Annotated in this window: 10 protein-coding genes; 3 read left to right on the top strand and 7 right to left on the bottom strand. The window is 70.9% G+C overall.

Features of this window, described 5'->3' with window-relative positions:
* Positions 1-50: 50 nt before the first annotated feature.
* The 4 genes from F8M74_RS32460 to F8M74_RS32475 form a co-directional block, all read right to left on the bottom strand.
* Positions 51-3830, bottom strand: coding sequence for a tetratricopeptide repeat protein (locus F8M74_RS32460; RefSeq protein ID WP_141256951.1), 3780 nt, complete (start codon positions 3828-3830; stop codon positions 51-53).
* Positions 3831-3915: 85 nt separating this feature from the next.
* A complete protein-coding gene (locus tag F8M74_RS32465) occupies positions 3916-5754 on the bottom strand; it encodes a serine/threonine-protein kinase (protein ID WP_141256952.1) in 1839 nt (612 codons plus the stop codon).
* 115 nt (positions 5755-5869) lie between these two features.
* Positions 5870-6460, bottom strand: coding sequence for a GAF domain-containing protein (locus F8M74_RS32470; protein ID WP_141256953.1), 591 nt, complete (start codon positions 6458-6460; stop codon positions 5870-5872).
* 286 nt (positions 6461-6746) lie between these two features.
* The gene (locus tag F8M74_RS32475) at positions 6747-6989 is read right to left on the bottom strand and encodes a hypothetical protein (RefSeq protein ID WP_141256954.1); all 243 of its coding nucleotides are present in this window, start codon (positions 6987-6989) and stop codon (positions 6747-6749) included.
* A gap of 298 nt (positions 6990-7287) precedes the next feature.
* On the opposite strand from F8M74_RS32475, the gene F8M74_RS32480 reads away from it, so the two are divergent.
* Genes F8M74_RS32480 through F8M74_RS32490 form a run of 3 tightly spaced genes read left to right on the top strand, consistent with a single transcriptional unit; the run spans position 7288 to position 10571 of the window.
* On the top strand, positions 7288-7755 hold the full coding sequence (locus tag F8M74_RS32480) for a hypothetical protein (RefSeq protein ID WP_141256955.1): 468 nt from the start codon (positions 7288-7290) through the stop codon (positions 7753-7755).
* A gap of 45 nt (positions 7756-7800) precedes the next feature.
* Entirely contained in the window at positions 7801-9231 is a 1431-nt protein-coding gene (locus F8M74_RS32485) for an ATP-binding protein (RefSeq protein ID WP_141256956.1), read from the top strand.
* Positions 9228-10571: a sigma-54 dependent transcriptional regulator gene (locus F8M74_RS32490; RefSeq protein WP_141256957.1), complete on the top strand. Its 1344-nt coding sequence runs from the start codon at positions 9228-9230 to the stop codon at positions 10569-10571. Before F8M74_RS32485 ends, F8M74_RS32490 begins: the two co-directional genes overlap by 4 nt.
* Positions 10572-10586: 15 nt before the next feature.
* Here F8M74_RS32490 and F8M74_RS32495 read toward each other — a convergent pair whose 3' ends face one another.
* The 3 genes from F8M74_RS32495 to F8M74_RS32505 are packed head-to-tail and all read right to left on the bottom strand — an operon-like array spanning position 10587 to position 13011.
* Positions 10587-10913, bottom strand: coding sequence for a TerB family tellurite resistance protein (locus F8M74_RS32495; RefSeq protein WP_141256958.1), 327 nt, complete (start codon positions 10911-10913; stop codon positions 10587-10589).
* Between the two features lie 6 nt (positions 10914-10919).
* Positions 10920-11411 carry a hypothetical protein gene (locus F8M74_RS32500; RefSeq protein ID WP_194857006.1) on the bottom strand — a complete coding sequence of 164 codons (492 nt, stop codon included), beginning with the start codon at positions 11409-11411 and terminating at the stop codon, positions 10920-10922.
* Positions 11412-11430: 19 nt separating this feature from the next.
* Positions 11431-13011 (bottom strand): SDR family NAD(P)-dependent oxidoreductase, encoded by a 1581-nt coding sequence (locus F8M74_RS32505; RefSeq protein WP_141256959.1) that lies wholly within the window; start codon positions 13009-13011, stop codon positions 11431-11433.
* Positions 13012-13013 lie beyond the last annotated feature (2 nt).

A 13013-nucleotide genomic window follows, 5' to 3' on the forward strand; every position in this document is an offset into this window, starting at 1 on the left:
CCGGTGTAGAAAAAAGACGCGGTGCCGTCCGGCTTTATTCATCCCCCCGGCTAGGGCTTCACCAGGACGAGCTCCCGCGTCTGGATGAGGTCCACGTCTCCGGTGAACCCAGAGAACAGCTCGTACTGGCCGGGCATGACGCGGTTGCGCGGCACGCGCAGCGACTCGGTGACGCTGAGCGTCGAGCCGTCCTGCTTCTCGGACCGGGTGAAGCGGCCGAAGGCGTTGTTCGCCTCCAGCGAGGCCTGGGGGTCGGCGAGCTTCCAGCCCTTGGGCATGGACAGCGTCACCTGCGTGCGGCTGGCCTCGGTGGTGTCGATGTAGAGCGGGGTGCGGCGCGTGCTCAGCTGCACGAACCGCCGGCCCAACTGCGCGGGGAAGGTGAGGGGCCCCAGCGCCATCCGCTGGCCGCCCTCCATCCGTCCGAAGCGCGGCACGGTGAACTCGTAGCGCAGCACGAAGGGCGCGCCCACCTGCTCCTGGTTCTCCAGCTTCACGCTCGACAGCGACGCCCCGCCGAAATACCGCGCCACCGCCCCCTGCAGCGCCTGATTGCGGCTCTCCGCCGACAGCTGGTTGAAGGCCTCGGCAATCTGCGCCGCCTCGAAGCCGGAGTACGTCTCCTCGCCCTGCCCGCTGAGCGTTCCATCCTCGGCGAGCTTCAGCGTCAGCTTCACTTCCTTGCCGGGGGTTTCCTTCAGGGGCGGCGTCTGCACCTTCTGCAACGGGCGGCCGGGCTCGGGCAGCAGCCACGCCTCCCGCTCACCCATGGCCAGCTCCGGCAGCTCGCCGAAGGGGCCGTAGCGCACGGAGGTGTCCACCCACACCGGCTCGGTGCCGGGCACCTCCACGCGCAGCGCCGCGTACGGCAGCAGCGCGTCCTGGGGGAAGGTGTAGGCCGACGGGTCGGTGTTGAAGGTCCGCACCGCCACCACCCGCGAGGGGATGCCCAGCGCGTCCAGGCCGGCCTTCATCACCGTCAGCCGGCTGCCTCGGTCCTGGGCCACCGTGGACGCCGCCGTCTGGCTCAGGCTCGCGTCCCGGCCGGAGAAGCGCTGCATCACCGCCGCGTGCAACGCCTTCACCGCGTCCAGGCCGGACTTGCCCTCCGCCGCCTTGCGCGCGAAGGCGTCCACCTCCGCCGTGCGCAGCCAGCGCTCCTGGAAGGCATCGCCGTAGAGCTTCACCAGGCTCTCGTTGCCCGTGTCGCCCGCGCCCACGATGACGAAGGGCAGGTACTCGTTGGCGGAGGGCGGCGCGTCCGGCTCGGGGATGAACGGCGGCACCCGGCGCGTCTCGAAGTGGAACACCTCCAGGTCGCCGTCCACCTTGGGCTCCGGCACCTTCATCCCGTGAGCGTCCACCTTCATGCCCACGCCCTTGGGCGCCACCACCGTGTACGTCACCCAGGCGTTGGGCTGGTTCGCAATCTGGAAGTAGAAGGCGGACGCGGTGAAGCCCGGCTGCGCGGGGCCGCGCGGAGGCTCCGCGAGCAGGTACTCCACCTCCACGTAGTCACCCACGGCCACGCCGGGCAGGCTCACCGTGTCCTTGCCTTCGATGTTCTCCGGCTCCAGCACCCGGCCGTCCGCCTTCAGCGTGCGCAGCGCGAGCACCTGCGCGCCGCGCGGAACGTTCACCTCGGCGATCTCCTGCACGCCCGACTGCTCCAGCGCCTTCTGCACCGTGTGGATGCGGTTGACGATGCTGCCGTCGGGGTACACGCGCACCGCCGCCGCATCCAACACGAAGGCCGCCGCGCTGCCGCCGCTGACGGGCTCCGCCTCGTAGGCTCGGATGGCCTCGCGTCCGTCCACGGCGTACGCCTGCAGCAGCTCGCGGCCCGTCTTCGCGCGCTCCTCCGTGCGGCGCAGCGTCAGGTCGTCGCCCGCCATCGCCAGCGCCTTCTCGCGCAGCTTGAGCGCCTCGGCCGGCTGGCCCGCGTACTCGCGCACGTCCGCCATGCGCTTCACCAGCTCCGCGTTGCGAGGCCACACGGTCGCCAGCTTCTGGAGCACCGCGGTGGCGTCGTCGAAGCGGCGCTTGGACACGTAGAGGTTGGCCAGCGTGTTGGCCAGGCTGATGCTGCTGGGGTCGCGGGACTGGAGCTCGCTGTACAGCTTCGTCGCCGTCTCCATGTCGCCGCGCGTGCGCGCGTGTTCGGCCTGGCGCACCACCGTCCCCGGGCAGCCATTCAGGGACGCCGCCAGGGTGTCGCTCCGCTCCGCCGCGTCACGGCGGCGGGCCAGGCTGTACTGGAGCGTCAGCGCCTCGCACAGGCCGGGCTGGGCCTCCAGCGCCGCGGTGAGTGACTCCTCCGCCAGGGCTTCCACTTCCAGCGCCAGCGCGGCGCGGGCGCGCAGCATGAACACCGGGTGGCCGGCGGGCTGGGCCACCTCGGCCGCCGTCTTCAGCATGTCCATGGCGGAGGTGGGCTGGCCCTCGTCGAGGAAGAGCTCCGCGCGCAGCAACAGCGCCGCCACGTTGCCCGGGTCCTTGGCCAGCACGGACTCCAGGTCACGCGTGGCCCGGCCGCGCGCCACCTTGGACGGCACGGTGCGGTCCGCGGACGCGACTTCCGCGCGCAGCCACAGCAGGGCCGGGGTGTTGGCGTCCACCGAGGCCATCAGCCGCCGCGCGCCGTCCGCGTCCCGCTGCAGGCCGTCCCGCACCGCCAGCACGACGGCCAGCAGCTCACCGGCCTCCTCGTGCAGGGCCGTCTTCAAGCCCTCCGTGGTGGGGAACACGCCGGGCGTCTCGTCGGAGAACTCGGCCTTGCTGCCCCAGGCCCGCGGCGCCGCGCCGGTGGCCGTGCTGAAGCGCACGCCGGACGGGCGCCCGTCCACGCGCAGCAGGGCGAAGGTGAGCAGGCCGGAGGTGCCGCCCTTGAGCTGGCGCACGACGAAGCGGTGCTTGCCCGCGGGCAGCTGCACGGCGCGCGCGGTGACGGTGGAGGTGGCGCGCTCCCAGGCCCGGCGCTCCATCAGCGGAGCCCCGTCCATCAGCACCTGATGCGAGGTGCCGCTCACGGTGCGAGCCACATAGAGGCCCGGCTCCGTCACGTCCGCGTCGAAGGCCTGGACGTAGAGGTCGCCCTGGCCGGGCTCTCCCGTCAGGTCCATCCGCCCGTCGGGGGCGCGCACCGTGCGCACCGGCAGCGGACCGAAGGCGCCGGTGAAGGGGCCCGCCAGCGAACCATTCTGGCTCACGGGCGTGCTCTCGTCCCAGGCCAGCACGTGGAAGGGGGAGAAGGGCCCCACCAGCGAGACTTCGCTCACCCCGCCCAGTTGCCGCATCGCCGCGTCGCGGGCCTCCGCGTCGCCGCGCACCACGGCCACCGACATCCGCGCGCCGCGCATCAGATAGGCGGCCTCGCCCGTCGCGCCCGCCGCCAGCGCTCGCTCCACGCCACTGAGGATGTCGTCGTCCAGCGCCCGCGACGTGCCCACCGAATCCAACACGTGGCGCGCCGCGACGGCCGCCAGCGGGTGCGTGGGCGCGCGCGCCACCAGCTCCAGTGACGCCGTCAGGGCGCGGTCGGGACGGCCCGCGCGGCGTGCCATCAGCGACTGACCGGCCAGCGCGTAGACATCTCCCGCATCGCGGGCAATGGCGTCATCGAAGCGCTGTTGCGCCAGCGAGGCGTCACCCGCGACGAGCAGGGCATGGAAGCCCGCGAACGCGAGCGTGCGGGCCTGTTGGGTGCCCTTCTGCGCCTGCTCCGCGGCGGTTTCGAGGACGCGCGGTGTCGCCGTGGAAGTGGAACGGTGGCAGCCCGTGAGGGCCGTGACGAGTGCGAGCGCGGCGAAGCCGAGTCGAATGGTGCGCATAGGAGGAGCCAGGGATAGTGCAATCCCTCGGCCGTGGCCATATTCCCCTGCGCAGCAATGTCCGGGGCGCGTGCTGCCGGACGCTCTACCGCCGCTTGGGAGGGCTCTTCACGGGGGCCTTCGCGGGCTGCTTCTTCGGGGGAGGCGGCGGAGCAGGCCGCTTGGCGGGCACCGCGGCGACCACCGCCTTCGCCACCGGCACGTCGGGCACGGGCGCCGTCGTCCCCGGAGGCGGCGCGCGCCGCACGGTGTAGAGGAAGCCCTCCGCGCGGCAGGTGCCTTCGATGCAGCCGAAGGCGGGCACGGGCGCGTCCCCGAAGTGCTCCATCCAGCCCGGACCCAGGTTGAGCGGCTCGCCAATGGCCCGCTGGTCCTTGCCCTTGCCGACGTAGCCCTGCATGACACCGTCCGCGTCCACCCGCAGCTCCAGCGCGGCCTCGCCCTCCGGCGACGCCAGGCCCAGCATGGTGCCGCGGCGCTCGCCCAGGGCCCATTCGAGCCGCAGCGGCGCGCCCGCGCCGTCATGGATGAGCGCCACGTAGCGGCCCGTGCTGCCCTGCAGCAGCAGCGCGGCCGCGGGGGCCTGCAGCGACGGCCCGTAGAGCATGACGTAGGCGCGGCGCTTCCAGGTGTCCGGCGGCGCGTCCGCGCGCACGCGGGCGCTGAGCACGGCGATGTCGCCGTCCAGCCCCACCACGTCCACGCGGGCACGGCCCACGCGCGACTGCGAGCGCTCCTCCACGGGCGGGAAGATGATGGCCTTCTCCTCCGCCTCCACCGGCCGTCCGGCGACCAGGAGCGACGGCGCGTCCGGGCCGGCACCCACCGACACCGTGCGCTTCTCGGAGCCTGTCTCCAGCCGGCCGGGCATGGACCGGGGCGATGGCGGACCCAGGTCCGCGTTCAGCGCGGCGCCGGGCTGCGGCGGCACGGCCTTCTCCCCGCTGCGCAGCCACTCCCGGCCCAGCACGGCCAGCGCCGCCACCACCAGCAGCACGGCCGCGGCCTGCAGGGCCATGCGCACCACCTTGCGCACGCCCTGGCGGACGCGCTGGAGGTGCGTCAGCTTCACCGGCGCCAGGGACGGCAGGCTGCCCGGGACGAGCAGCTCCAGGTCCGCGATGAGCGTGGTGACGGAGGGGTAGCGGTCCTCCGGGTCCGGCTTGAGGCACCGCGTGACGATGGCGTCCAGCCGCGAGTCCAGCCCCGGCTTGCGCCGCGACGGCGGGTCGAAGGTGCCCAGCGGCACCTCCCCGGTGAGCCACTCGTAGAGGATGACGCCCAGCGAGAAGATGTCCGCGCGCGCGTCCGCGCTCTTCGCGTCCACGCGCTGCTCGGGCGCCATGTACGACAGCGTGCCCATGGACACGTGCGTGGACGTGAGCGCGTAGCGCGAGGAGGGACTGGCATCCTCCAGGAAGGACGCGAGCCCGAAGTCCGACACCTTGGCGATGCCGCCGGCCTGCTGGTCCAGCAGGATGTTCTCCGGCTTCAGGTCCCGGTGGATGACGCCGCGACCGTGCGCGTACTCGATGGCGCGGCAGATCTGCAGCATGCGCCGCAGGGCGCCCACGACGTCCAACTGCGGCTCGCGAATCAGCTCCCGCAGCGACGGGCCGTCCACGAACTCCATCACCAGGTAGTACGTGGTGTCCGTCTTCCCCTTGTCGACGATGGAGACGATGTGGGGATGGCTCAGGGCCGCGAGCGCGGCGGCTTCCTTCTGGAAGCGCGCGATGAAGGACGGGTCCTTCGCCAGCTCGGGATTGAGGAGCTTCACCGCCACCGTGCGGCCTAGCGAGAGCTGGGTGGCCTTGTGGACCTCCCCCATGCCTCCGCTGCCGACAAGCTTGTCGAGGTGGTAGCCGCTGATGATGTCCGGCGAGCGCGGACGGCTGATCGCGGTGGGGTCGATTGAGGACATGGCGGTGAGCGAAGGGGCGGCCAGGGTAGCAGAAACCCGGCGTTGGAAATGTCCGCTCGTGCACGGGTCAGCATTGCCCCCCGGCAAGCCGCCAGGCGCCCCGCCTGCCTGCCGTTCAGAGTCCGGACACCGGGGTGCGGCTCACCGCCTGGCGCAGGTTGTTTCGGACCTGGTCCAGGGAGGAGCGCATCTGCCCATGTCGGACGGACGCCGCCACCGCGCGCGCCAGGGACTTGAGCAGCGTCACTTCCTCCGGCTTCCAGGCGCGGGGACGGCGGCAGTCCTCGAAGGCCACCATGCCCCACCACTGCTGCCGGGAGGGGTTGATGGGGCACAGGAGGATGGACTGCGTTCCCTGGCGCTCCAACAAGTCCTTCATCGTCGGGGGCGCGTCACGGGTGGGGCACGCCACCACCATGCCGGCCTCCAGCATGTCCACCCAGCCCGGCGCGAACTCGCGGAAGGAGAAGGCCCGCATCACCGGGTTGGCCAGCGGCGACGGCGTGGGCGGCTCCGCCCAGGCGTAGCGCATGTCCGTGATGAACCGGCCGTACGTGCCCTGCACGCGGTTTTCCAGGATGTACGCGCGGTCCACGCCCAGCGCGTGGCCCACCATGCGCAGCGCCTCCATGCCGGTGCTCGGGCCCAGGCCCTTCTCCAGCAGCAGCTTCGAGGCTTCCGACACCTTCGAGAAGGCTTCGATCATTGGTGCGCTCGTTTGAGTTCCGTCCCTATCCGGGACAGTCAGTGATTCTCTGAAGTCATATTAAGCAGGATTCTTCTGTTTCTGTCAAATCTCACGTTTACTGGACGGATTGACGGGTGTGCGAAAGTCCTGACCCGGATGGGTTTTCTCAGACCTCGATAGGCGTTTCGAGAGGGCGTCTCAGAAATCGAGGCAAGACGGGTTTTTATAGACCCGTAAAAGCAACGGGGGTACCTCCCTTGGAAGAGGTACCCCCGCGCACTGGCTATAAAGCCGTAAATCTTGATTACTTAGCGTCGGAAGCGGAGTTGGCCTTGGCGGCCTTCTTCGCCGGCTTCGTGGCCTTCTTGGCGGGCTTGGCCTCGGGGGCCGCCTCGGCCTTCGCCTCTTCAGCCAGGGGAGCCTCGGCGGCCTCGGGCTTGGCTTCGGCCGCTGCGGGCTTGGCTTCGGCAGCGGGCTCGGAGGGAGCCGGGGTATTGGCGAACGCGGTGGCGGCGGCGAGGAGAGCGGCGGCGAACACGGTCTTCATGAACAGCTCCGTTGACGAACGACGACGCGAGATTGCGCCGTCCCAGCGAGCGAGGACATGAGCAGGCGGCGTGCCAGGAGCGTTGTCAGAGGGAGAGCAGGTATCTGGCGGGGTTGTCCGTGGGGAGAAACTCCGCAGTTGGAGCTCCGACAATGGGGGCGGGCTCCCCAGACGGGCAGTTGCTGCTTTGACGATGACGGAGCACTTGAGCAAGCTGCACGCGTCATCTGGTTGCAGGGTGTCGGCCCAGCACCTTCGCCGCGCATGTCGCGCGGTCATGGTGTGGGAGAGATGGTCCATGCGGTTCCTCTGTTTCGCGACAGCGTTGGCCGTCCTGGGTACGGGTTGCGCGACGGGTATTCCGCTCGAGCGACTGGAGGCCCAGGTCCTCGAGGCGGACCGGTGGCGTCGCGAGTACGAGGCGGAGCGGGAGCGGGCCGAGTCGTTCGCACTGCGCATGGCCCAACTGGAGTCCGCGCTGGAGCAGGTGCGGCTGGAGCGCGCGGAAGCGGAGCATGCGCGCGCGGCGCTGTTGGAAGAGTTGGTGCGCACCGAGGCGGACCGGCACGCGCTGGAGGAGCACAACACCCAGCTGCTGGCGCTGGAGCGCGAGGTCAACGAGCTGAAGGAGCTGAAGGAGATGCACGAGGAGCTGTCGGACGTCTGGTACGAGTCCGCGCTGGAGCGTGCACGGCGGCGGTTGAACAATCCGCCCCAGCCGGCTGCCCCCCCGGCGGCCGGGAACGTTGCCCCGACGGTGCCCTGACGTCCCGTCGGACGCGCGGCGCTGGCCCCGTGATAGAGGAACGGCGTGGCGAGCTCCCGCATCCCCATCCGCGGCTACCGGGCCGGCTTCTTCTTCGTGGTCGTCCTGCTGTCCGCCGTCACCGCTTTCACGTTGTGGACGGAAGTCCGCACGGGCAGCCAGGTGGACGGGTTGGTGCAGGAGGCGCTGGAGCGGGCCGGCTCCATTGGCCGCATTCGTGTGGACGCGTTGTCGCTGGAGGCCGCCATCGAGGCGCATGTCCGCGCCACGGGTGACGCCGAGCGCCGCGCCGCGGACGCGGTGATGGAGCAGATCCTGGCGGACATCCGCGCCTCGTCGGAGGCGTACACCCGCAACCTCCCGCAGGGCGAGAAGGCGCTGTGGTACCGCTTCAACGCCGCGTGCCAGGGACTGGCGGACCAGGTGCGCGCGGCGGCCATCTTCTCGCAGCGCCGCGAGGCGGAGCGGGCCCGGCGCCACCTGGCCGAGCGCATCCGCCCGTTGGCGGCGGAGCTGGACGCGCTGGGCGGCGCGCTGGAGGAGGAGAACGCGGCCGAGGCACGCAGGCTGGTGAACCGGTTGGAGGACCTGCGCGTGCGCAACACCGCCCTGGGCGCGGGTGCCACGCTGCTGGCCATCCTCCTGTCGTCGCTGGTGGGCTGGCGCGTCACCTCGCTGCTCAAGCGCCAGGAGGCCATCATCCAGGGCCAGTTGGAGGAGCTGGGCCGGCACAACCAGGAGCTGGACGCCTTCACGCGGCGCGTGGCGCACGACCTCATCTCGCCGCTGGCGCCGCTCAAGGGGTACCTGACGCTCATCCGCCGCACCGGCGCGGTGAATGACGCGGGCGCGCTGGAGATGCTGGCGCAGTGTGAGTCCAGCGCTGTGCGCATGGGCGAGCTCATCGAGGCGCTGCTGCGCTTCTGCCGCGCCGGTACGCGCGGCGAGAGTACGGTGGGTGAGCTGGACACGGCCGTCACCACCGTGTTGCTGGAGGTGGCGCAGACAGCGGCGGCGCAGGGCGTGGCGCTGGAGCGGGAGCTGGAGCCCGGCGTGGCGGTGGACTGCCCCGGACAGTTGTTGCAGGTGAGCGCGCGCAACCTGCTCACCAACGCGGTGAAGTACTCGGCGGGCCGGCCCGACCCCCGTGTGAAGGTGCGCGTGGCCACCGAGGACGGCATGGCCGTGCTGGAGGTCGTGGACAACGGCATCGGCATGGCGCCGGGCACCCAGGCCTCGCTGTTCCAGCCCTTCTTCCGCGCGCCTGAGGTGCGCGGGCTGCCGGGCCACGGACTGGGGCTGGTCACCACCAAGCGCGTGGTGGAGGCGCACGGCGGCACGCTGGTGGTGCGCTCGGAAGAAGGAATGGGAACGCACGTGGTGGTGCGCTTCCCCCGCGTGGTGCGCCCGGCGGCGGGCACCAGCGGTTCTCAGACAACGACTGCTTCCGCCGGAATGCGCAAGGTCGGCACATGAGCTCAGCCCGCATCCTCGTTGTGGATGATGACCCGCAGGCCCGCGATTTGCTCCAGCGCTTGCTGGGGCCGCTGGGGGCGGTGACGCAGGCTCCGGACCCGCGCCGCGCCACCGAGCGCATCGCGGAGGGCGCCTTTGATTTGGTCCTCACGGACATGGCCATGCCCGAGCCGGGCGACGGGCTGAAGGTGCTCCATGAGGTGAAGGCGCAGCTGCCGGACACGCCCGTGGTGGTGGTGACAGCCTTCGGCAACATCGAGGGCGCGCTGGACAGCATCCAGCAGGGCGCCTTCGACTACCTGGCGAAGCCCTTCGACGTGGACGCGATTCTGCGCGTGGCGCGCCGGGCGCTGGAGCAGAAGCGGCTGGTGGAGGAGAACCGCTCGCTGCGCCAGCAGGTGGAGCGCGGTTCGCTGATGCTGGTGGGCCGCAGCCCGGCGCTGCTGGAGGTGTACAAGCACGTGGCGCGCGCGGCGGCCAGCAACGTGCCAGTGTTGATTACGGGCGAGACGGGCACGGGGAAGGAGATGGTGGCGCGCGCGCTGCACAAGCGCTCGCCGCGCATGAACGGGCCCTTCATCCCCGTGGACTGCGGCGCGATTACGGAGTCGCTGATGGAGAGCGAGCTGTTCGGCCACGCGAAGGGCAGCTTCACCGGCGCGTCCGGCGCGCGGCGAGGCGTCTTCGAGGAGGCCAGCGGCGGCACGCTCTTCCTGGATGAGATTGGCGACGTCGGCATGAAGGTGCAGTCGCAGCTCCTGCGCGTGTTGCAGGAGGGCGAAATCCGCCGCGTGGGTGAGAGCGTCCCCGTCAAGGTGGACGTGCGCGTGGTGGCGGCGACGAACAAGGACCTCAAGGCGCGGGTGGCGGAAGGCCTCTTCCGCGAGGACCTGCTGTACCGCCTGGACGTGGTGCACCTGCACCTGCCACCGCTGCGGGAGCGGAGCGAGGACATCCCCGCGTTGGTGGAGCACTTCGCCGGGCGACATGCGCGCGGCGGCGTGCGGCCGGTGGTGACGTCGGAGGCGAACGCGCGCCTGGCGGCCTACGACTGGCCGGGCAACGTGCGGCAGTTGGAGAACGTGGTGGCGCGGGCGCTGGCGCTCAACGTGACGGGCGTCCTGGGGCCCCAGGACTTCCCGGAGCCCATTGGGGATGCGTCCACCCCGAAGATGGCGGGCCTGGCGGGCGACATGCCGAGTCTGGCCGAGCTTTCCCGCCGCTACGCCGCGCAGGTGCTCCAGCACGTGGGCGGCAACAAGAGCGAGGCGGCGCGCCTGCTCGATGTGGACCGCAAGACGCTCTACAAGCTGCTGGAGGCCCCGGAGGCCGAGTCGTAGCGCGCGCGGCGGACGTCAGTTGGTGACGCCCAGCAGCTCCCGAATCTGCCGCAGCATCTCGATTTCGGCCGCGTGCACGCTGCCGTCGCTGGCGATGAGCGTCTTCGCCTCCCGGATGACGGCGGAGGGGTTGGTGCGCAGGATGCCCATGTTCGGCGGAGGCAGGGGCTCGTTGTTCCGCAGACAGCGCGTCAGCGCGGCCAGCTCCGGCAGGGGCACGCTCATGCCTCGCGCAGTGTCCAGGATGTGTTCAATCTCGGAGTGCGCGACGCGGCCATCGACGGTGGCGACCTGGAGCAGCAGCTTGAGGACTTCGACGTGGAATTGTTCTTCGGGGCTCATGTCCCGCTAGGCTGGCTTTTCCAGGGACGCCCGTCCACCTATTGACGGCGTCAATGCGCGGCGGAGCACCGAGTGGCGGTGCTCGAAGAGGCGCCGGATGAAGGCCTCCGCCAGCCAGCCGCCGAAGCGGGGCTCGAAGTCGAGCTGGTCGATGATGTCGACGCCGGCGTGCGCCTCGATGATGCGGCGCTCGTGCCGCCACTGACGCATCGCGCTCATGGGGGACTCCTCGACGAAGCGGCGTCCCGGCTCCAGCTCGCGCAGCGTCAGGTCGGACCAGCCCACCGGCAGCACGCCGCCCAGCAGCAGCTTGCTGCGGAACAGCGGTTGGCCCGGCTCGAAGGGCACGTCCCCGAGCCCCGCCACGCCCGGAGGCGCCGTCATCCGCAGGTACGGGTGCATCTCCATGGAGATGCCCTTCATCGACGTCACCCACGCCCAGGCTTCAGCGGGAGTGACCTCCACGTACGACTCGAAGCGGAGACTGCGGGTTGCCATGACGCCCCCGGTCTGCGTGTCACCACGCGGTGTGACGGTAGTCCTTGAAGAAGTTGCCCCAGACGTACTCGCCGCTGTTCTCCGAGGCGATGATGGGGTCCACCACCCGCGCCGCCCCGTCGACGATGTCCAGCGGTGGCTGGAAGTCCAGCTCCTGCACCTTGCGCTCCGCGTGCTGCGCGGGGTCCTCGTCGGTGACCCAGCCGGTGTCCACGGCGTTCATGTAGATGTTGTCGCGGGCGTAGTCCGGCGCGGAGGTCAGCGTCATCATGTTGAGCGCCGCCTTCGCCATGTTGGTGTGCGGGTGTTTGTCCGTCTTCGTCCCGCGCGAGAAGCTGCCCTCCATCGCGGAGACGTTCACCACGTGGCCGGGGGACGAGCGGTCCCTGAGCATCAGCGGCTTCAGCTTCCCGACGAGGATGAAGGGCGCCACCGCGTTGATGAGGTGGACCTCCAGCATCTCCGCCGTCTGGACCTCGGCGAGCCGCAGCCGCCACGAGTTCACGTCCCGCAGGTCCACCTGCTGCAGGTCCGCGTCCAACCGGCCCTGCGGGAAGAGGGCGCGCTCGTCACCCTCCTGCTCCAGGTTGTAGGGCAGCATGGACAGCGCGGCGGAGGAGTGGATGCCCAGCGCCGGGTCGCTGCTGCGCCAGGTGGTGGCCAGCTCCGAACCGCCCGCGTTGCCCGCGCCCAGGGCGGCCGGTTGCACCGTCGAGACGCAGGCGTCATGGCCCGCGAGCAGCGCGCGCGCCGCCGCCGGCAGGTCGTCCGCGCGGCGCATCTCTCCCGGCAGCAGGTGGCCGTAGAAGCCCGGCGGCCGGCGCACCGTCTGCGCGGCGTTGTTGATGAGGATGTCCAGGCGCTCGTGCGTCTGCTCGATGTACTTCGCGAAGAGCTCCACGCTGGGCGCGTGCCGCAGGTCGAGCCCGTGGATGTGCAGCCGGTGCGCCCAGTCAGCGAAGTCCGGTTCCTGGACGTAGCGCTGCGCGGCGTCGTTGGGGAAGCGCGTGGTGGCGATGACGCGCGCGCCGGAGCGCAGCAGCATCAGCGAGGCCTGGAAGCCAATCTTCACCCGGGCGCCGGTGATGAGCGCGACCTTCCCATTCAGGTCAGCGCGCTGCGTGCGCTTGGCGTAGTTGTAGTCCGCGCACTCGATGCACATCGCGTCGTAGAAGAAGTGCAGCTTGCGGTACTCGGCCTTGCAGACGTAGCAGCGGCGGGGCTGCTCAAGGATGCGCTCCGGCCCTGCCTCCGTGGGGGGCGGTGGGGGCAGCGCGGGCACCGTGAAGATGGCGGAGCGGCGCAGGGTGCGAATCTCCGTCGTGGCGCGGATGGCGCGGTCGTGCTCGCGCTTCGTCTTCTTCCTGTCTCGGCGCAGCGCCTTCGCCATCCGGGACTTGGTGTCGCGGTCCGGGTGCAGCACGCGGCCCGCGGCGCTCAGGAAGGCGATGCGGTCCTCCTCGGGGAGGCCGGCCAACAGGAAGCGGTCCTCGCTGATGGCCTCCAGGAGCTGGGTGATGCGGCGTACCTCGTCCAGGGACAGGGGGGCAGCGGGCGGCGCTTCGGGAGCGGGGGTCGGAGCAGTCTCGGCGAGCTTCATCT

This window comes from Myxococcus sp. CA023 (genome assembly GCF_010998615.1).
In the GTDB taxonomy this organism is placed as follows: Bacteria; Myxococcota; Myxococcia; order Myxococcales; family Myxococcaceae; genus Myxococcus.

What these genes read in the sequence shown, in the direction of transcription:
- F8M74_RS32460 (WP_141256951.1), bottom strand. Translation starts at nt 3,830, where the DNA reads ATGCGCACCATTCGACTCGGCTTCGCCGCGCTCGCACTCGTCACGGCC.
- F8M74_RS32465 (WP_141256952.1), bottom strand. Translation starts at nt 5,754, where the DNA reads ATGTCCTCAATCGACCCCACCGCGATCAGCCGTCCGCGCTCGCCGGAC.
- F8M74_RS32470 (WP_141256953.1), bottom strand. Translation starts at nt 6,460, where the DNA reads ATGATCGAAGCCTTCTCGAAGGTGTCGGAAGCCTCGAAGCTGCTGCTG.
- F8M74_RS32475 (WP_141256954.1), bottom strand. Translation starts at nt 6,989, where the DNA reads ATGAAGACCGTGTTCGCCGCCGCTCTCCTCGCCGCCGCCACCGCGTTC.
- F8M74_RS32480 (WP_141256955.1), top strand. Translation starts at nt 7,288, where the DNA reads ATGCGGTTCCTCTGTTTCGCGACAGCGTTGGCCGTCCTGGGTACGGGT.
- F8M74_RS32490 (WP_141256957.1), top strand. Translation starts at nt 9,228, where the DNA reads ATGAGCTCAGCCCGCATCCTCGTTGTGGATGATGACCCGCAGGCCCGC.
- F8M74_RS32495 (WP_141256958.1), bottom strand. Translation starts at nt 10,913, where the DNA reads ATGAGCCCCGAAGAACAATTCCACGTCGAAGTCCTCAAGCTGCTGCTC.
- F8M74_RS32500 (WP_194857006.1), bottom strand. Translation starts at nt 11,411, where the DNA reads ATGGCAACCCGCAGTCTCCGCTTCGAGTCGTACGTGGAGGTCACTCCC.
- F8M74_RS32505 (WP_141256959.1), bottom strand. Translation starts at nt 13,011, where the DNA reads ATGAAGCTCGCCGAGACTGCTCCGACCCCCGCTCCCGAAGCGCCGCCC.